Genomic DNA, 18,831 nt, shown 5'->3' with positions numbered 1-18,831 from the left:
GCCCACCGGCGGGTGACCGTCGCACGGTTGCCGGAGTGAACTACGGCTGCTGCGCCCACCGGTTCCATCGCCGATCCGGCGCGGTGCACCTCGGTAGCCGTTAAGCAGGGCTGAACAGTCTGCGGCACAACCGATCTCGACACGGTACAAACGAATGAGAACGAGGTAGAACACGGTCTACGCACGGGGACGGTTGCCATCACCCCCCATCGGGCCTTTTCCGAAATCGGGGTATCGAAATGAGTCGTTTCACAGAGTTGAATGTCACCGTTCTCGGCCGTTTCGTGGCGCACATGGGGTCTCGCAGACTAGCAATGGGTCCGCCTCGGCAACGTGCCGTACTAGCGCTGTTGATCGTGCACAGCGGTCACGTCATTTCCACCCAGCAGATCACCGAGGAGATTTGGGGCTTCGCACCGCCGGGTCGGTCGACGGCGACCTTGCAGACTTATGTATCCAGATTGCGCAGGAGCTTGACCGATGCACATCCCGGCGTCGACACCGGCAACCCGGTAGCACACCGCGCATGTGGTTATCAGCTCCTCATCGATCGGGACTGTATCGATTCGTATCGGTTCGAGGAGGCAGTGGCGGCGGGACAAGAATCCCTGCGGCACGGTCACTTCGCGGTCGCGCAACAACGACTGATCGGGGCCCTCGAGTTGTGGCATGGCACGCCGTACGCCGAGCTGGCCGACTATCGGTTCGCCGCGGACGAGGCAGCCCGACTCGAACAGATCCGGCTGAACGCCGTCACCGGACACGCGGAAGCCACGATGGCACTCGGCCAGCACGAAAGAGTGATCGCCGCGCTCGACGACGAAGTGCGCCACCATCCGCTGCACGAACCGATTGTGCGACAACTCATGTTCGCCCTGTACCGGTCGGGTCGCCAAGCCGACGCGCTACATGTCTACGAACGCACGCGACGTCAGCTCGCGGACGAACTCGGTATCGATGCCAGCAATGAACTGCAAGGTCTCTACGGGGCGATCCTGCGCCACGACCCGACTTTGAAAGCGAATGGCGGACAATCGATCTCGGTCAGCGCGGGGGACCGAGATCGCCCCTCGGCGAACCCGCCGTGCCGCCGGGCGCTCGCCGGACGTGACCAGGAACTGTCGAAGCTGGAGCGTGCCGCCGCGAGCGTGCGCAACGGTTGTGGTCGAACGATCGTGCTGGCAGGCGAGGCCGGAATCGGCAAGACCCGTTTGCTGATCGAGCTGGACCGCGGCCTGCACGACCAGCCCATCGACGTGGTGTGGGGCAGCGGTGTCCAGGTCGACGGCGCACCGGCACATTGGCTGTGGGCGCAGGTACTCCGGCAGCTCGCGACGATCCGCCCCGCGGCCTTCCGCCGAGCCACCGCCGACTCGGCGCCCCTACTGGGTCCGCTGCTGCCCGAGCACATTCCGGCGCCGGAACCGGCCACGGTGCCGCTCGCGCATCAGGCCGACACACGTTTTCGCATGCACGACGCGGTGTGTCGGATCCTGCTCGAACTGGCGTCCGAACATCCCTTGACGATCGTGCTCGACGACCTACAGTGGGCCGATCCGCCCTCGCTGGAGCTGTTCCGGTTGCTGGCCGGGCGGGTACGCCATGCGTCACTGCTGGTCGTGGCGGCGGCGCGAGACACCGAACCCGATTTCACGCCCACGCTGCGGCATGCGCTGGCCTCGGTGTTGCGCGAGCCGACATCGGACACGGTGCAACTACGCGGAATCGGCCTCGAAGCCGCGGGCGCGTTGGCCGCGGCGGTCGGCGGACGTGAGATCGCGCCGGCATTGCGAAATGCGCTGCACGCCAGAACGAACGGCAATCCGTTCTTCCTCACCCAACTGTTGTCCTCGTTGGAGCAGCATTCGCCGGTGACCAAAGCGGAGGTCGACCGTCTCCTACTGCACGATGTGCCGTTCGGCGTGCGCGAAGTGCTGCATCATCGGTTGTCGAAACTCGACGCCGACACGCTCACGCTCCTGCAGTGCTGCGCGGTCATCGGCACCGACATCCCGGTGCCGCTGCTCTCCTCCCTCTACGGCGCCGACCCATCCATGTACCACCAGGTGGAAGTGGCGGTGCGCGCCAACCTGCTCAAGGCCGATCCCGAACGGATCGACGTCCTGCACTTCACCAACGCGCTCGTTCGCGACGTGCTGTACGAGGAACTGGCATCGGCCGAAGGTGCCTGGCTGCACGCCCTGGCCGCGGAGGCCTTGGTCGAACAACGCACGACCCCAGACGAATACGCGGAACAGATCGCCATGCACTCGTGGCACGCCGCATCCGTCCTCGACACCGCGGTGGTGCTGGAGCGGCTCGCCGCGGCCGCGGAACAAGCCGAACACCGCCTTGCTTACCGCGAAGCGGAGACCTGGCTCCGTCGTGCGGTGGAGCTGGCGCAGACGATCCCGTCCGATCCGGCGATCGCCGGATGGGAACGCCGGGTGCAGTCCCGGCTCGGGCAGCTGTTGACCGCGACGCACGGCTACCCCGACGCGGCAGCGGGACAAGCCTTCTCGCGCGAGGAGGACCTGTCACAGGTCACCGGCGTCCCGGATCACCCGGCGGTGCTCTTGGGTGTGTGCGTCGCCCATGTGGCTGCCGGGCGATACGGCATGGCGAACGAGGTGGCCGAGCGGCTACGCGGTATCGGTAAACGGACTGGCAACGTCATCGCGGTGGTGGGCGGACGATACGGTCGCGGCATGGTCCGTTATGTCCGCGGCGATGTCGCGGGTGCGCTGCGGGCGTTCACGTCCGCTATCCGCCACGCCGACGACATGATTCAGCATTACCAGGTCGATGAACTCCGGCGGATCTTCCAATTCGACCCTCGGGTGATCTGCCGAGCCTACGAGCTGATCTGCCACTGGCTGGTCGATGATCCGGCGAAATCCACTGCGCGACTATCGGAGATCGCCGCGCTGACCAAGGGCGGTACGCCCCTGGAACGAACGCTGTTCCTGTACATGGATGCGTTGACGGGCGTCTTGTCGCACGACGTGGATCGGGCGTGGCGCTCGAGCAGTTCGGCGCTGAACCTGATCGAAGCTCATAACCTGCGGTACCGGGGTGACATGACCTCGGTGCTGCACGGCTGGGCACTGGCTTACCGCGGCCGTCCGGACGACGGAATCACCCTGATCAGTTCGGCGCTGCGTCGGCTCGACCAGGCCGAGACCGCGGTCCGACTGCCGCTCAACCTCGGGCTGCTCGCGATGGCCCAGCACCGCAGCGGGTACCTCGGCGCGGCACGCCGATCGATCTACATGATGACCAGGCAGATCGAAACTCGCGGCGAGTACCTCTATCTGCACCCGCGGATGCCGTTCACCGGCTTGCGAGAACAGCTCGGGTGAGCTCCGACAGCGGTCGGCACACGCGTGACCCCTCGAAGCGGGCGGTTCGGGAACGACGAAGGTCGGTGACTGCGAGACAACGACGCAGCCATCGGTCGGTGCCGTTGTATCGAGCCTTGAACAACGTGCGTCCATGAACCGCCGTGCGATTGTCGATGACGAGCAGGTCTCCGGCCTCGAGCACGGCCCCCGACAGGGAATCGGCCTGCAACCTTTCCATTTCCGCCAATGCTTGCCGGGCGATCTCGTTCCGCGGTTCCATCGCATGGAAATCCAGCACGAACTCGCTCCCGTCGGAGCGCGCCACCGGCAGCCAGGGGGACCACCCGGTCGAACCGTGCTTGCGAAACGAACTGCTTACCCGGATGCGGAACCACGGCTCGTGCAATGCGGCTCGGAGGTCAGCAGGGAGGGCGGCGACGACCGGGCCGATGCTGCCCAACAGGGTGGATGCCACTCGATCATGGTCGGGTCGTAGGCAGAGCAGGGTCACCAAGTCCGGCTTGTATGGATGAAAACCGTCTTCGGTATGCAGATCGAGGTGAACTGTTCCGGAGTTCTCCTGGCTCTGCGCCGCGCTCTTCATCGGGACGATGTCCTGTACCAGGCGGCCGGATTTCTCGTCGGCGTACGAAATCACGTCACCCAATCTGGAGCAGATGGCCAGCTGCAGGAGAGTGGATGCTGGCAAGCTGTGCCAGTCGGGTGCCAAGTCCTCGGCGGTCGGTGTTGCGGGAATCTCGGCATCCAACGGAAGATTTCGAATGAGCAGGCCGCCGTGTCCATTTCCTTGTATCCGGAATCGACTGAGCACTCGCAACAGCGATTCCGGCAGCTTGCCCCCCAGTAGTTCCGCGGCGAACAATAACGCCGGACTGTCCAGCGATCGGCCTGCGGCGGTCGCGGAGATCCTCGCACATTCTCGGCGTACACCCGCCCGCTCGCTGCTGGTCAGGGTGATCGCGACATCGTCGAGCGACTCGTATCGAGTCTCGGATCGCGCAGCATTCAACATTTGTTGAACTCCTTCTCCACCCGTCAACATGTTGTCCAGTCCACGCTATCTCAGGTTGCCAAATTCGCGGGCGAACGTAAGTTCGGAAAAAGGTATAGGTCCACCGGGTATGCCCGAATGGGCAGTTCCCGGCACGATAATTATTCTGACACACTCGGGTACGGTAATCGGCCGTGCGAAGGCGGCCGAGGTTAATTGTTGAGCCGACAATTCGCGTCGATATTAGGAGTGCGGTAGCCGTGCCTGACGACTTTGCGCAACCACTGTCCGCAGCAGATGTCTCGGAATATGAACGCAACGGACTTCTCTTGCGAGAGAAAGATATTCTCACCGAGGGTGAGATCCAGAACCTGTTGGCGGTGATCCCGGAGGTCCTCGACACCAGGGGGCCGGAGGTGGTCCTGGAACGTGACGGCGAGACGGTGCGATCCGTGTACGGCGTGCACCGTACTTTTCCGGCGGTGCGGGATCTGGTCGTACACCCGAAGCTGATCGGTGCCGTCCGGCAGATCCTCGGTGGCGATATCTATGTTCACCAATCGAAGATCAATATCAAGGCCGCATTCTCCGGTGATCAATGGGAATGGCATCAGGACTACATCAACTGGCTGCGAGCGGACGGGATCCCTCGGCCGAGTCTGATCAATGTGGCGATATTCCTCGATGAGGCAACCGAATTCAATGGTCCGCTGATGTTCATTCCGGGTTCGCAGCGTATGGGGTTGCTGCCGGGGGCGGATCGAGCAGGCATGCCTGCGAGCTACGAAGATGCGCCGAGCTGGGTGGACACGTTGACCGCCGACGAGAAGTTCAAGGTGGATCGCGATACCATTCGGACTCTTGCCGAGAAAGACGGGCTGTTCAGCGCGAAGGGCGGTGCCGGATCCGCGCTGTTCTTCCATTCGAACATTCTGCATGCCTCGCTGCCGAACATCTCGCCCTTCGATCGGAAGGTGCTGATTCTCGTTTATAACCTGGTCGATAATGCGCCCGGGGATGTCGATACGCCACGTCCGGATTTTCTTGCCGAGCGCTCGCCGGTCGCCCTGGTACCGCGTAACGGTGAAGAGGTGACCCATGAGTGAAGTGGTCGATCCCGATCTCGTCGAAGAGATCAGCCGCGGTTTGCTGGCGACGCCGACTGATCATCCGACCACTCTGGACGATGTGCCCGGCTGGTTCAGTCGAACCGATCATGACCTGTTCGGCTGGATACTCACGGAACTCGCCGACGATCTGCCCAGGGGAAACATCGTAGAATTGGGTACATACCTGGGCAAGAGTGCGATTTACCTCGGGCACTCGTTGCGAGAATCGGAAGAATTGTTCGTCTGTGACCTGTTCGGTTCGGATGTTTCGCGGAATGCGATGTCGTCCAGTGCGCGGGCGTTCTACTCCGAGCCGTTTCGGAGCACCTTCGAGCGCAACTACCTATGTTTCCACCAGAAACTGCCCGTTATCGTTCAAGCGCCCACGAGCGAGATCGTGAAGTATGTAGCGCCGGGTTCGTGCAGATTCGTTCATGTCGATGCTTCACACGAGTACGACAATGTGCACGCCGATATGCACGCGGCTCGCAGCCTGCTGATGACCGGCGGTGTGGTCGCCTTCGATGACTACAGAGCTGAACATACGCCGGGGACGGCCGCTGCTGTCTGGGAGGCCGTTCACTCCTGGGGTCTTCAGCCGATCTGCCTCACCGAAGACAAGTTCTACGGCACGTGGGGAGATGCGGCAAAGCTACAAGAGCAGCTGATCGGTGTGCTTGCTCGAGATGACGCATATACGGTTGCGACCCATCGCATCATGGGCCACCGGATCGTACGAGTGGTGCGCAGGCGCGGTCGGTCGGCGTCGCACTGACATCGGTTGATCTGCGGCAGCGGTGAAACGACTCCCGCTGCCGCAGATCTGATCCGCCTACTGAGGTTCCGGTACCAGCGCGTACGCCCGGATGGGAAAGGTACCCATCCCGGCGACCGCGATCGGCGCGCCATGAAACCGGAAGTGCTTGTCCGGCAACAGGTCCAGTCCGGTCATATGCTCGATGATCGGGATTCCGGCGGCCAGCAGCCCGGTGTGCGCCGGTCTGCTCAGGTCGGCCATGTCATCGATGTTCACCGAGTCGATTCCGACGACGGCCGGGCGGAGTGCGGCAATCCATTCGGTAGCTTCGGCCGTGAGAAACGGATGGCTCGGGTCGGCGTACTTCGCGGTGCCCCAGTGCCGGTCCCAGCCGGTGTGCACGAGAACCGCACCGCCGCTGATCTGGTCCCGGAAGGGGGAGAGCTCCGCGACACCGACGCCGCGATGTTCGGCCCGGATCACGATGCCAGGCAGATTCACCAGTCGGGACAGTGCGAGGCCGCTGAGATCGGCGCCGCCGCTGAAGCGATGAAAGGGTGCGTCCAGGTATGTTCCGGTATTGGCCACCATCGAGATGCGCCCGATCTGGAACTCGGTGCCGGGCGCGTATCGGTCGCGAGAGTCGTTGCGGGACATATGGTCCACGATCTCGGGCCCGGGCAGCCCGGGATAGGTCACCATGCCGTCCTCGACGACGTGACTGAGGTCGATGACCCTGGTCTCACTGCTCATTGTGCTCACCTCGTACGGCGTCGGTCATGGTTGCCTGGGTGAGCCAGGGGCTGTACGAATACCCCCGCATCCACCGATGGAAGTTCTCGCCGAAACGGGAGTAATACAGTCCGTGTTGCGACTGGAGTCGGAGGACCTGCACCGTGCCGCGCCGCAGTCGTAGTCGCACCACTCCCGTCAGCGGTTCGTCCAACTCCGCCAGGCAGTGCGACAAGCTTTGTGCCAGATGGCCGTACCAGCCTCCGTGTACGACTAGATTCGTCCATTCCTGAGCCAGCGTTGTCCGGATAGCGTGCTCCCGCATGCCGTACACCGCATTGGCCAGCGCGCGATGCGCGGCGGTGATCACGGCGGCCGCGGGCGCCTCCCGGATCTCGTGATTCTTGACGCCGAACGGCGTGTCCTCCAGCCCGGAGAACCGCCCGACGCCGTGCTGGCCGCCGAGTTCGTTCAGCGTCGACACCAGATCGCCGAGTGCGACCGGTTTTCCGTCCATTTCGGTCGGCTGGCCACCGGTGAAGGCAAGGTCGAGCTCGATGCCGCCGTCGGGGCAGTCGTCGATATCGCGGGTCCAGGTGAAGACGGTCTCGTCGAGGATGTTCTCCGGGTTCTCCAGCGAGCCGCATTCGATGACGCGCGCCCATGGGCTCGCGTCCACGCTGTGGATTCCGGTTTCGAAGGTAATGCCGGCGTCGTGCAGCGACGCTACCTTGACGTCACGCGGGACATCCGACCCGAGAAACGGTGCCGCGATGACCATCTCGCGATCCAGGGCGGCGATGGACGCGCTGAGCCGAAGCGAACTGTTCTGCATATACGTGGCCGTATGTGCGACGGCATCGCACCCGAGTTGCCTGGCCGTGGCTACCGCGACCTTGGCCATGAGGGGCCGGGTCAGGGTCGAACTCACCGGGAACTGGCCCTGGTAGTAGGCATCGGCGTGGATCGCGGCGGGCAGGTACCGGGTGAAGAACTCATGGGATGCGTCGATGGAGTGCGTGCTTACGCCGAACTTCGCGGCGCGCCACTTCACCACGTCCGAGTCCACCTCGTAGGCATCACCGATGCGCACCTGCAGAGCGGTCACTTCGATGTTTCTGCGGGCAAACCACTGCAACAGATAGCTGCCGTCCACACCCCCCGAATACATGACCAGCACGTGCCGGAGCCCGGCGTTTTCCAACTCGTCCAAGGAACTAATGATTTGCGGCATCGCTACTCCCGTCGGAAACCCACACAGCTTTCGTCATCGGCTGAGGTCCTTGTCCAGCCGCCAACCGGAGAAGATGAGCCCGCCGACGACCATGAGGAGCAGGTAGCTGATGTGCCCGATCAGGGCGAGTCCATAGTTGCCGATCGTCAACGCGCGGATGAGTTCGATCGAATGGTACAAGGGGCTAATTTGAACAATCGCCTGAATCCACGATGGGTATTGATCAATGGGAAAGAACGTACCGGAGAACAAGAACAGCATCGTTTGCACTACGGTAATGATGTCGAAATCCTGCCAGCCACGCAGCAGCGTGCTCACGCCCATGCCGACGGCGCAGAAAGCAGCGTTGACCAGGATCGTTGCCAGAAAAGCCGCGAACGCGTTGCCGACATCGACGAGCCCGGTCACCGCCATGACGATCACGAAGATGCCGCTGAGCATCGTGACGCGGAATATGTTCCAGATCAAGTCCGCAAGCACCAACTCGTACGAGTTGACCGATGTCGAACAGATCATTCGGAATATCCCGAGATGGCGGTGCCGGGCATAGAAACTGAAGACCGATGCCGAGATCGCACCGGTCATGCAGGAGACGGCGAGCATGCCGGGGGATACGAACTGGACGTAACTCAGTGCGTGTCCGTCGACGATGATCTTCCGGTCGACGAGACTGCCCACGCCGAGACCCAAGGCCAGCAGATAGAGCACTGGCTCGGCGACCGCGGACAGCAGGATTATCCCGAACAGCGATGCCGCCCGCGAATGGAAGAAGCTGAGCACGATGGCACGTTCGACCACGGCGTAGACGCGGGTGCCGGAGATACGAACCGAAGGAGCGGTGATTGTCATGGCTGCCTGCATCAATCTGTGAGGCGTCGTCGGAAGGTGAGGTTGGCCAGTAACCAGCCGGCCGCCAGCCACGCAAGCAGGTAGGCGACATGCCCGATGACCTGCGTCGGGGTAGCGGTCCCGAAGGTGAAGGCGCGCAGCAGATCTACGCCGTGCGTCAGCGGTGAGATGTACGAGATCGGCCGGATGAACGAGGGGAGTTGGCTGATGGGGAACAGCACGCCCGAGAACAGCACGGCAGGCAGGATGACGAAGCGAGTCAGCAACAGGAACCAGTCCTGGTCCCGGATCGTCGCCGAGAACGCCGTCGTCGGTGCCGCGATCGCCAGCGAGAGCAAGCCGCACACGAATGGCGCGGACAGCACCAAGCCGAGCGTGAGCCTGCCGAACACCGCCGCGACGATCAGGAAGGCGGCGACGGCTATCTCGGTCGCGACCAGCACGTAGAGCAACCACCCGAGGACCATGTCCTTGGTGCGCAGCGGCGTCGCGCGCATGGCGTGAATGCCGCCGACCCACTCGAATTCACTCAGCACGCCGTACGTCGATTCGCTCGCACCGATCTGAAAGGCGGTCGAAGCCAGCAGCCCCGGGACTATCCAGGTCAGATAGTCGTGGTCGCCGATCGTGCCGACATACCCGCCGACGCCCAATCCCATGCTGACGAGGAAGAGGACCGGGAGCACGAAGAACGAGAAGGCCGAAGCGCGCCAGAGTCGTTGGTAGAGGCGTAGATGTCGTTCCAGGACCGCAATTGCCGGGTATGTCATGGTTATTCCACCAGCGTCCGTCCGGTCAAACGCAAGAAAACGTCTTCGAGCGTGGATCTGCGAATGAGCACGCGCGATGGTGACAGGCCACGGCGGTGTACTTCGTTGACCGCGTCCTCGCCGCGTGCGACATAAAGGATCAGCCGATCGGACAGCAGATCGAAATGCTCGCCGATCCCGCTGAGCAGGGCGACCGTCTCGTCGGTCGGATTATCGGCGAACCACAGCTCGACGACCTCCTGGCTGGCATTCTCTTTGATCAGCATCTGCGGTGTGCCTTCGGCCACGATCCGGCCGTGATCGATGATGACGATCCGGTCGCATAGTTGCTCGGCTTCGTCCATGTAATGCGTGGTGACAACCTGCGTGGTTCGTTTTCGCTTGAGCTCGAGGAGATGCTGCCACACCACGTGCCGCATCTGCGGATCGAGACCGGTCGTCGGCTCATCCAGGAACACCAGGTCGGGCGAGTTGACCAGGGCGCGAGCGATCGCGAGTCGCCGCTGCATGCCGCCCGACAGCTCCTCGGCCTTGCTCCCCGACCGGTCTTCGAGCTGCGCGAACTGCAACATCTCCTGTGCGCGCTGCTTGGCATCGGACCTGGAGAATCCGAAATACCGCGCGTACGTGGTCAGGTTCTCGACCACGGTGAGATCGAGGTCGAGATTGTTGGCCTGGTGCACGATGCCGAGTCTGCCGCGAATTCTGGATGCCTCGCGGCGGGGATCTCTACCCAGCACACGCAGCGTCCCGGTCGTCGGCTGCGAAATGCAACTCAGCATTCGCATCGTGGAGGACTTACCGGCACCGTTCGGGCCGAGTAGTCCGAAGCATTCGCCCGAATACACATCGATATCCACCCCGGCGACCGCGGTGAGATCGGCAAATCGCTTCGTCAATTCACGGCCATGGACAGCCATACCGTCGAGCGGTGGTCCATACTTCGTGTCCAAAGTGATAGCCTCCTCATCCGTCAAGCGGGATCGGTTTTCCGGTAATCCAAGCGTCGTCAGGTTAGTTGGCGCGGCATTCGCCGGGGAAGGTGTCGTACCGGAGAGTTCGGACGGAAGGGTATGCCCGAATGGGCATCCCGCTGCCGCCGCCGATCTGGCAAACTTCGGGGACGGCGTCCGTGGAGAGGTCTGGTTGGTGACATGTCGAACTCAGTTGATCTCATTGTGCCGAACGGCGCGGAATTCAATCTCCGCAATTTCACGACTCGATTGAATCGAGAGGCCGAGCGCAGCTTTATCGAGGCCGGCAATATGTTGGTGGACCAGGCCGTGTTCTGGAGCACGGGACCTCGGATTCTGCTGCTCCCCGAAGGATTCGACCGGGACTGGTTCGCCGATGTGCACCGGGCACTGGGGGTGGCGCCACCGCCGGTCGTCAGCCCGGTGCCCCGCACGGGTCGGCTGGTCGCGGATCTGCTGGCCGACGAGGCGGCGTTGGCACGGTTACGTGGGCTTATCGCCGAACGCCACACGCGGATATGGTGTTTCGGCGTCGCCCCCGCTGTCTACCAGCTGCTGGCCTCGGTCGAGGCCTGGGGTGTCGACGTCGAACTCGATGGGCCCGCGAAAGCGGACTACTGGTCGAGCCTGTACCTGGACAACAAACTGAGCTGTTTGGATCTGGCCGGAACGGTTCCCGGGTTTCGAGTGCCGCCCGGTGTCACCGTGACGACGTCGGAGGAGCTTGAAGGTGCGTTGCACACCGTCCTCACCCATGGCGGCCGCGCGATCGTGAAGAGCATGCACGGCGTGAGCGGTGACGGATCGACCGTCGTGCAGTCCGACGGACCGTCCCTCGGTGCTTTCTGGGGCGAGGTGCTGCACGATCCCTTCCTCCGTACGTTCCCGCTGTTCGTGCAGCGCTACCTCGAGCACGCGCAGGATGTGGGTTGCCCCGCTGCCGATATCGAGGTCACCGATGCCGGTGTGCGGACCGTTGTGCTGAGCGCGATGACCGTCAATGTGAAGCGCTACGAGTCGGTCTCGGTGGGCGAGCACTGCGTGCCCGGTGATCTTCGAGAGCGGTTGCGGGCACTCGGGAATGCGGTCGGGCAGGCTGCTCACGCTCTCGGCTACCGCGGCTGGTTGTGTGTTGACTGCATTGTCGACCGCGATCGGGAGCTGTATGTCACGGAGATCAATGCGCGACGCAGCGGTGCCATGCACCCCATCGCGCTACTGGACCATTGGGACGGGCAGTCGCAGAGAGGCCTGATAGCGCATTCCCACGACAGCGTTCCCGCGCGATCCGACTCCTATGCCGAACACATCCGTCCAGTCTTCGACGAGCTGTGGTCGCGCGGCGTCCAAGCGGTGCCCACGGCCGTCCGGGGGCTGACCCGAGCGGTGCCGACCTTTGCCGTGACCGTCGTGGCCGAGGACATCGAGGCGGCCCGTTCGATCCTCACCGACATCCAGGCGAAGGTGCACGACGGCGAACGGAGTGGAGCCGTACGTTGACCTACGGCTATCCGAGCCGGTGCGTGGGAGTCGAGCTCGGGGGCTCCCGCGCTTGTGCTTCGAGTGCTACGAGATAGGTTGTCGCGGCATCGGTTTCGGATGCGTCGAGGCTGCGGTAGATGTCGATGGCGTGGCGCAGGTGGGTTGTCGCGGTGTCGGTGTCGCCGACGGCGGCTCGGCAGCGTGCGATGCCTTCCAGTGCGTGGGCATACGCGATTCGGCTGTCGATGTCGCTGGCAACAGTCGCCGCGTCGGTGAACACGGTCAGCGCCTCATCCGGTTTGCCGGACGCCAGCAGTGCCTTCGCGGTATTGGCGAGTGCGTCGGCTTCGCCGAGACGGAAGCCGGTCTCCTGGAACAGGATCAAGGCTTGCTGGGAGAGGCTGGCAGCCTGCCTGTGGTCGCCCGTTTCCTGGCATACCGTGGCGAGGTTGTTGAGGCTGTTGGCTTAATACTGCAACGACACTCAGTTGAGGGGGTGTCCGCGGCGTCGGTAGTGGGAGAGGCGGGCTTGGTATTGGCGGCGGCGTCGCCATCTCGACCAGGCCCAGGTGTGATCGGTGTCATGGTGGCGGGTGAGGACGAGTGCGACGAGTAGTCGGCGGATCTCCGGTAGTGTCAGCGCGATCATGCCTTCGTCGTGGTCGACGAGTCCCCTTTTGCGGCAATGGCTTTGGACGCGGCCAGCCAGGCCAGGGCGAGCATCGACAGGGTGATGTGGGCGTACCAGGCCCGCCAGGATCGGACCTGGTAGTGGTCGAGTCCGGCCTCGCCCTTGGCTTGTTGGAACGCTTCCTCGATGTGCCAGCGAGACCCGGCCGTGAAGGCCAGATCGACCAGCCGCGCCGAGGCTGGGCCGTAGCAGAGGTAGTAGGCGATCTCGGTCGGGTTGCTGATGCTGCGCCGCGCCAGCAGCCAGTGCCCGCGCCCACCTGCCCAGGTGCCCTCGATCTGGCGGCGCGCCCAGTCGAATTCCCGGGGCCCGTGCGCGCCGGCACCGACCGAGAGCCGCTGCCACGTCGAAGCCTTGAACTCGGCGACCAGGGCGTCAGCGCGGGCACTGCGGTCGGCGCGGGTGGTGATCTGCTGATCGCATCGGGTGGCCATCACATAGAACACGTCACGTTCTTCGAGCCAGTCACGCAGGTAACCAGCCTGGCCGTAGGCTTCGTCGGCGGTGAACCATCGAAACGGCACCCCGGCGGCGAGTATCCGCTCCAGCATGGCGATCACCTGCCGCGGTTTGGTGGCGAACTCGACCTCGTCAGGGATGCCCGCGCCCCGGCAGCGGTCACGGTCACCGGTCCACGACTGGGGCAGATACAGTTCCCGATCGATCAACGCGTGCCCGTGCGTGGACGCATACGCCAGAAACACTCCGATCTGGCAGTTCTCGGTGCGTCCGGCCGTTCCCGAGTACTGCCGTTGCACCCCAGCCGATTTCACACCCTTCTTCAGGAACCCGGTCTCATCGGCTGCCAGCACCGCCTCCGGATCACCGAGATGTTCGATGACGTAATCACGCACGTCGTCGCGCACACCCTCGACATCCCAGTCCGCCTTCCGCAACAACCGCTGCATCCCCTGTGGGCCTGCCTCCCCGGCATGCTCGGCCACGGTCCACCCGTTCTTGCGTTCCAGACCCGCGACCAGCCCCGACACATATTCACCCGCCCGAGCACGCGGCTCAGACCGCGTGAACCGGGCCCCGATCCTGCTCATCAACGAATCAAACTCCGCCACAACACGATCCAACACCACACAACAGAACTACCAGCAACTACTCAACTGAGTGTCGTTGCAGTATTAACCTAGACGGTGGCCGATTTCCCGGAACTGGGTCACTGCCTGTTGGATCAGGTCGGCGGCCCGACTGTGCTCGCCGATGTCGCGGCTCACCAGGCCGAGGTTGCCGAGGGCGATAGCTTCGCCGTCGCGATTGCCGACCTCCCGGAACATCGCCACCGCACGCAGCAGGAAGTCGGTGGCCTGTCCGTAGTCTCCGGTCTGGAGGCGCACGGCGCCGAGCATGCCGAGCGCGCCGGCGGTGCCGAGGCGGAAGCCGTTCTCGCGGAAGAGAATCAGTGCTGGTTGGATCAGTTCCGCGGCCTGCCCGTAGTCGCCGCTGTCTCGGAGTACGCTGCCGAGTCTGAGCATGGTGTTGGCTTCGCCTATGGGGTTGCCGGTCTCCCGATACAGAGTGCGGGCCTGCTGGAGCAGGTCGACCGCCTGCTCGTAGTCACCGGCGTTTCGGTGTAGGCCGCCGAGGTTGGCTAGAGCGTCGGCTTCGCCCACGGGGTAGCCGGTTTCCCGGTAGAGGGCGAGGGCTTGCCGGAACAGGTCGACAGGTTGCTTCCCGATGTGGCACTGCACGATACCGAGATTGGTTAGGGCATTGGCATAGTCGACGCGATTGTCGAGGCAGCGTGCGGTCTCGGCGGCGCGCTCGTGCAGTCCCACGGCCGAGGACCACGGGCCGTCGCGCTCCAACAATGCCGCCAGCACCTCGGTCAGCGAGACCACCCGCGCGGGATCGCGGTCGGCGGTGTACTCGACGCAGGCGAGCAGGTTGGCTCGCTCGGTCCGCATCCACACCAGCGCGGGCATCTCGTCGTCGAACACCCGCACCAAGGCACCGGTGCTGTTGCCCTCGGTGGGGCGTGGTCTGCGGGTGAGCCATCGCTCCGCGCCAGCGGCGGTGCGCTGGTAGTAGTCGAGCAACCGACGCACGGCTTCGGCGGCGTCGCCGGGTGCGGCCGTCGAGGCGAGGGCGCGCGCGTATTCCCTTACCAGGTCGTGCATTTGGTATCGGCCGGGTGTGGTCTCCTGGATGAGGTTGTCGGTGTAGAGCGCGTCGAGGTCGGCGCGTGCTCGGGCGAGTGGGATGTCGTTGAGTGCGGCGACGGCGTAGGCGTCGAAGTCGGTGCCCGGGTGCAGTCCCAGTGTGCGGAACAGGTGCTGTCTGTCGGGTGGCAGATTGTCGTAGGAGGCGGTGAAGGCGGCACGCACCGCGCGTTGGCCGGCATCGAGTTCAGCGAGTCGGTCGTGGGTGGCGCGGAATTCCTGGGCGAGGCCGTCCAGGGTCCAAGCAGGGTGGTGGGCGAGGCGACCGGCCAGTAGCACGATCGCCAGTGGCAGGTATCCGCACAATCGGACGATCTGAGCGACGGCTGCGATGTCATCGCCTTGTGGGTTGCGTTGGGCCAGTTGGCAGAACAGGTCGATCGCGTTGTCGGGCTCGAGGGTGTCCAGTGGCAGGGGGAGGGCGCTGTCGAGGGCGATGAGTCTGCGGCGGCTGGTGATCAACGTGAGGCAGTCCGGTCCGGCCGGTAGTAGGGGTTCGATCTGGTCCTGGTCGCGGGCGTCATCGAGGACCAGCAGTACCCGTTTGGTGGCGACGCGGTCGCGCCAGAGGTCCCGGCGTGCGTTGAGGGAGTCCGGGATGTGGCTGGGGGCGATGCCGAGGCCGGTGAGCAGGGTGGCCAGTACTTCGGCGGGATCGGCGGGTACCTGTCCCGGGGTGTGGGCGTTGAGTTCGACGAAGAACCGGCCGTCGGGAAACCGGTCCGACAGCAGATGCGCCGCCCGGGTGACCAGCGTGGTCTTGCCGACGCCTGGCATGCCGTCGACGGTATGGATGCAGACCACCCGACCAGGTCGGGCCCCATCCAGAATCCGCTGCACCTCGGCCTCGCGTCCGACGAAGGTCGGGACGTCGCGGCGCAGCGAGGTCAACACCGTCGGGCGGACGGGCTGAGTGCTCGCCGCTTTCCACAACCGCCGCCAGGCCGACCGGTTCGACAACACCGACGGCAACGGACCGGAGGTCTGCCGGGCCAGCGCGATCAACGTCACCAGCACCGGATCCAACGATTCGAAACGAGACGGCACATTACGCCCGCTGCGCCAATCGCTGATGCGCTGCATCAACGACCGCGGACTCTGCGTCGGAGTGCGAGTGGCTTTCATTCGTGCCTCGGTAGCCACCGCGACCCGCTGCAACGTGGGATTACCCGCGGCTACCCAGAGCTCTTCCAACCGGGTCACGAACAGCGCCCGTGGCGAGGAATCCTCGCCACCACCGCCATTCCGACCGGTCTCTCTCCTCTCGCCACGCACAGCAACACACAATAAAGGCCCGGTCCGTGCGCTGCGGAGGCAAACTCGTCGCCTCGGTTCCGGTCGGCCGCGGGTTCCCGCGGCTGTCCTGCCCGTGGTTGCATGTGGGGGCGCAGGACGAGGTGGAGGATCATGGGATACGACTGCACATTGCATCTGGTGGACGAGGGCGCGATCCGGGAGCAGTTCGTGCCCCGGTTGCTCGGAAGTTCGACCGAGCCGACCGCGTTGGATCGAGTGCATCCGGGCGCTGAGGACCTTTGGCGGCAGGTGCGGGAGCTGCTGCTCGGCGACGACGGGCGGGCCGCAGCGGCGGCCGTGTCCGTTGCGGCGGTCATGTTCAGCGCTTCGATGCTGCCGTACCGGTACGAGCGAGGACTGGCGCTGAGCCTCGCATTCGAAGCGGGGCGGGTGTTCCCGGACGCGGTGTTCGTACCGAAGGCCGAGTACGCGCCGGACAGGCTGTTCACCGAAGTTGTTGCGGCACATCCGCAATTGGGTGGGCGGTTCTCGTCGGGATGGTTCAGCGGGAACTACTCGACGGGCCTGTATGTGCCCGCGGATCATGTCGCGGAGGTGCTGGCGTGGGTAGAAGAGCAGCTCGTGCCAATGCCGAAGGGCGAGCAGCGGAAGTACCGGGGGATCGTCGCGACGCTGCGGGCGGCGGTCGATCGCAAGCTGGGGTATTGGGAGGCAACCGATCTCGCGGTGCCCGCGGCAGGTGAGTTCCCGGGCGATCCGGAGCTGATGTGGGCGCAGTACCTGGGCAACGACGGAACTCCGGCCGCCGCAGTGGAAACCGCGCCACCCTCACCGATCGCGAGCGTGCTCGATGACATCATCGACGGATTCCTGCTGTCACACAGTGCAGGTAAGACGCCGCGGGTGGAACTGTGGGATCTCGACACCTGGCCGCCGCGGTTGTCGTTGCAGCGCAACGAATTCTGGGTAGCGGCGGCACGATCGCCCAGTGGCGGCTGGCTCGCGCAGTCCACCGCCGACACTAAGGCGCGTCCGCGCGTGTTCGGGCCGATCCTGGTGGATGGCGCGGAGGATGCGCCACGAGTACTGCCTGTCAAGGGGCCGGGCGAGGGCGACCTCTCCGCGCGCGAGTGCTACTTCCTCGGCACACGTCCCGTGGTGTTGCACGAGGTGAAGACGCACCTGTTGAGACACGGCGGCCTGAATATCGGGGACCCGCTGCCCGGTCCGCTGTGGCTCGCGGAATCCGGTGCGTGGGAGCAGATTCCGGGCATCCCGGATGCCGCCGTGGTGCAGAGCGTGCTCGGCGACGCCGAGCGTCCGATGACCGGGGCCGCCCGCCTCGCGGACGGCAGCACCGTATTGGTCTGGGACGGAAACGGTTACGAACTCGACGCGGCGGGCACCGGCTGCGTCCGCACCTTCGAGATGGGTGCCCAGCGCTCGCGCGTCCACTTCACCTCGGTGCCCGCGGGGGACGACGGATTCTTCTATCTGTCCGATCGCCACCTGTACGAGATCCATCGAGGTGGTCGACCGATCCGCCATGTCACAGCATGGACGAACATGATGGCCGTGCGTCCGGGACCGGACGGCGGTCTGCTGCTGAAGTTCGGTGGCAACGACGAGGGTGACGTCGGGGTCCTCTACTTCCCGGACACCGGCACGTACATCCCGCTGCCGCCGGAGACGTTCGACGATCGGGACAGCTACGCGGCCCTGTACTGGAGCCAGTCGGCCGCTCGAATCGTGGTGGTCGGCGGCGGTTACGTCGCCGTCCCGGTGGAAGCTGTTCTGGCACAGCCGAGATCGGCGGCGCCGGAGTAATCCGACTATGGTCGGAGGATCTTCTGCTCGACGGCCCCGGGGCTGACGGCGAAGAAGTTGATGTCGAGGAGGGATATCGGGGTGGCCAAGACGCACGACTATGAACTGGATGTGACCTGGACCGGCAACACGGGTACCGGGACCAGCGGTTACCGGGACTTCGAGCGATCACACACCATCAGCGCGGACGGCAAGCCGGTGATCCCCGGCACCGCGGACCCGGCGTTCCGCGGCGTGCCGGAGCACTGGAATCCGGAAGAGTTGCTGGTCGCCTCCCTGTCTCAGTGCCACATGCTGTGGTTTCTCGTGTTGTGCGCCCGAGAGGCAATCGTGGTCACCGAGTACACCGACCACCCATCGGGCACCATGGTCGAAACACCCGACGGTGGCGGTCATTTCTCCGAGGTAGTGCTGCGCCCGCAGGCACGGATAACGGATCCGCAGCACACCGATCGCGCGCTGGCCCTGCACGATCGCGCTCACGACCTCTGTTTCATAGCCAACTCGATCAACTTCGAAGTCCGCTGCGAGCCGCAGATTCTGAGCTGACGCGGGTAGCAAGAGCGATACGCTATCGTCAAGTCCTTGCCGGGCATGCAAACTGCCCCATGCCCGGCGTTCA

General features: G+C 64.3%; 15 protein-coding genes and 1 pseudogene. 6 read left to right on the top strand and 10 right to left on the bottom strand.

Annotation, left to right across the window (positions count from 1 at the left end):
• Positions 1–239 precede the first annotated feature (239 nt).
• Positions 240–3,362 carry a BTAD domain-containing putative transcriptional regulator gene (locus ACQPW1_RS28910; protein WP_433654871.1) on the top strand — a complete coding sequence of 1,041 codons (3,123 nt, stop codon included), beginning with the start codon at positions 240–242 and terminating at the stop codon, positions 3,360–3,362.
• Here ACQPW1_RS28910 and ACQPW1_RS28905 read toward each other — a convergent pair.
• A complete protein-coding gene (locus ACQPW1_RS28905; protein WP_433654870.1) occupies positions 3,334–4,377 on the bottom strand; it encodes a TauD/TfdA family dioxygenase in 1,044 nt (347 codons plus the stop codon). The two genes, ACQPW1_RS28910 and ACQPW1_RS28905, sit on opposite strands and share 29 nt — an antisense overlap.
• Before the next feature lie 239 nt (positions 4,378–4,616).
• On the opposite strand from ACQPW1_RS28905, the gene ACQPW1_RS28900 reads away from it, so the two are divergent.
• Together ACQPW1_RS28900 and ACQPW1_RS28895 are read left to right on the top strand one after the other, a co-directional pair.
• Positions 4,617–5,462, top strand: coding sequence for a phytanoyl-CoA dioxygenase family protein (locus tag ACQPW1_RS28900; RefSeq protein WP_433654868.1), 846 nt, complete (start codon positions 4,617–4,619; stop codon positions 5,460–5,462).
• The gene (locus tag ACQPW1_RS28895; RefSeq protein ID WP_433654866.1) at positions 5,455–6,240 is read left to right on the top strand and encodes a class I SAM-dependent methyltransferase; all 786 of its coding nucleotides are present in this window, start codon (positions 5,455–5,457) and stop codon (positions 6,238–6,240) included. Before ACQPW1_RS28900 ends, ACQPW1_RS28895 begins: the two co-directional genes overlap by 8 nt.
• 57 nt (positions 6,241–6,297) lie before the next feature.
• On the opposite strand, the gene ACQPW1_RS28890 is transcribed toward ACQPW1_RS28895, so the two are convergent.
• The 5 genes from ACQPW1_RS28890 to ACQPW1_RS28870 are packed head-to-tail and all read right to left on the bottom strand — an operon-like array spanning position 6,298 to position 10,706.
• On the bottom strand, positions 6,298–6,975 hold the full coding sequence (locus ACQPW1_RS28890) for a cyclase family protein (protein WP_433654864.1): 678 nt from the start codon (positions 6,973–6,975) through the stop codon (positions 6,298–6,300).
• Positions 6,965–8,188 carry an argininosuccinate synthase domain-containing protein gene (locus ACQPW1_RS28885; RefSeq protein WP_433654862.1) on the bottom strand — a complete coding sequence of 408 codons (1,224 nt, stop codon included), beginning with the start codon at positions 8,186–8,188 and terminating at the stop codon, positions 6,965–6,967. Before ACQPW1_RS28885 ends, ACQPW1_RS28890 begins: the two co-directional genes overlap by 11 nt.
• 33 nt (positions 8,189–8,221) lie before the next feature.
• Positions 8,222–9,109, bottom strand: a complete 888-nt coding sequence (locus tag ACQPW1_RS28880) for an ABC transporter permease (protein ID WP_433654860.1) — start codon at positions 9,107–9,109, stop codon at positions 8,222–8,224.
• Positions 9,049–9,807 carry an ABC transporter permease gene (locus ACQPW1_RS28875; protein WP_433654858.1) on the bottom strand — a complete coding sequence of 253 codons (759 nt, stop codon included), beginning with the start codon at positions 9,805–9,807 and terminating at the stop codon, positions 9,049–9,051. The genes ACQPW1_RS28880 and ACQPW1_RS28875 overlap by 61 nt, the downstream gene beginning before the upstream one ends.
• A 2-nt stretch (positions 9,808–9,809) precedes the next feature.
• The gene (locus tag ACQPW1_RS28870) at positions 9,810–10,706 is read right to left on the bottom strand and encodes an ABC transporter ATP-binding protein (RefSeq protein WP_433654856.1); all 897 of its coding nucleotides are present in this window, start codon (positions 10,704–10,706) and stop codon (positions 9,810–9,812) included.
• 255 nt (positions 10,707–10,961) lie between these two features.
• Here ACQPW1_RS28870 and ACQPW1_RS28865 point away from each other — a divergent pair, with 255 nt between their 5' ends.
• Positions 10,962–12,281 (top strand): hypothetical protein, encoded by a 1,320-nt coding sequence (locus ACQPW1_RS28865; RefSeq protein WP_433654854.1) that lies wholly within the window; start codon positions 10,962–10,964, stop codon positions 12,279–12,281.
• Positions 12,282–12,288: 7 nt separating this feature from the next.
• Here ACQPW1_RS28865 and ACQPW1_RS28860 read toward each other — a convergent pair.
• The 4 genes and pseudogenes from ACQPW1_RS28860 to ACQPW1_RS28845 form a co-directional block, all read right to left on the bottom strand.
• Positions 12,289–12,717, bottom strand: a pseudogene (locus tag ACQPW1_RS28860) (tetratricopeptide repeat protein); the annotation flags it as partial.
• A 30-nt stretch (positions 12,718–12,747) separates the two neighbouring features.
• Positions 12,748–12,912 carry a hypothetical protein gene (locus ACQPW1_RS28855; RefSeq protein ID WP_433654852.1) on the bottom strand — a complete coding sequence of 55 codons (165 nt, stop codon included), beginning with the start codon at positions 12,910–12,912 and terminating at the stop codon, positions 12,748–12,750.
• On the bottom strand, positions 12,909–14,042 hold the full coding sequence (locus ACQPW1_RS28850; RefSeq protein WP_433654850.1) for an IS701 family transposase: 1,134 nt from the start codon (positions 14,040–14,042) through the stop codon (positions 12,909–12,911). The genes ACQPW1_RS28855 and ACQPW1_RS28850 overlap by 4 nt, the downstream gene beginning before the upstream one ends.
• 45 nt (positions 14,043–14,087) lie before the next feature.
• A complete protein-coding gene (locus ACQPW1_RS28845) occupies positions 14,088–16,328 on the bottom strand; it encodes an ATP-binding protein (RefSeq protein ID WP_433654848.1) in 2,241 nt (746 codons plus the stop codon).
• Positions 16,329–16,532: 204 nt separating this feature from the next.
• Here ACQPW1_RS28845 and ACQPW1_RS28840 point away from each other — a divergent pair, with 204 nt between their 5' ends.
• Entirely contained in the window at positions 16,533–18,209 is a 1,677-nt protein-coding gene (locus ACQPW1_RS28840; RefSeq protein ID WP_433654846.1) for a hypothetical protein, read from the top strand.
• Positions 18,210–18,269: 60 nt separating this feature from the next.
• A complete protein-coding gene (locus ACQPW1_RS28835; protein WP_433654845.1) occupies positions 18,270–18,758 on the top strand; it encodes an OsmC family protein in 489 nt (162 codons plus the stop codon).
• The last annotated feature ends 73 nt before the right edge of the window (positions 18,759–18,831 follow it).

Origin of the sequence: Nocardia sp. CA-128927 (assembly GCF_050955855.1) — a bacterium.
Lineage (GTDB): Bacteria > Actinomycetota > Actinomycetes > Mycobacteriales > Mycobacteriaceae > Nocardia.
The sequence above is the reverse complement of the archived record's forward strand: the minus strand, read 5'-3'. Positions and strand labels throughout refer to the sequence as shown.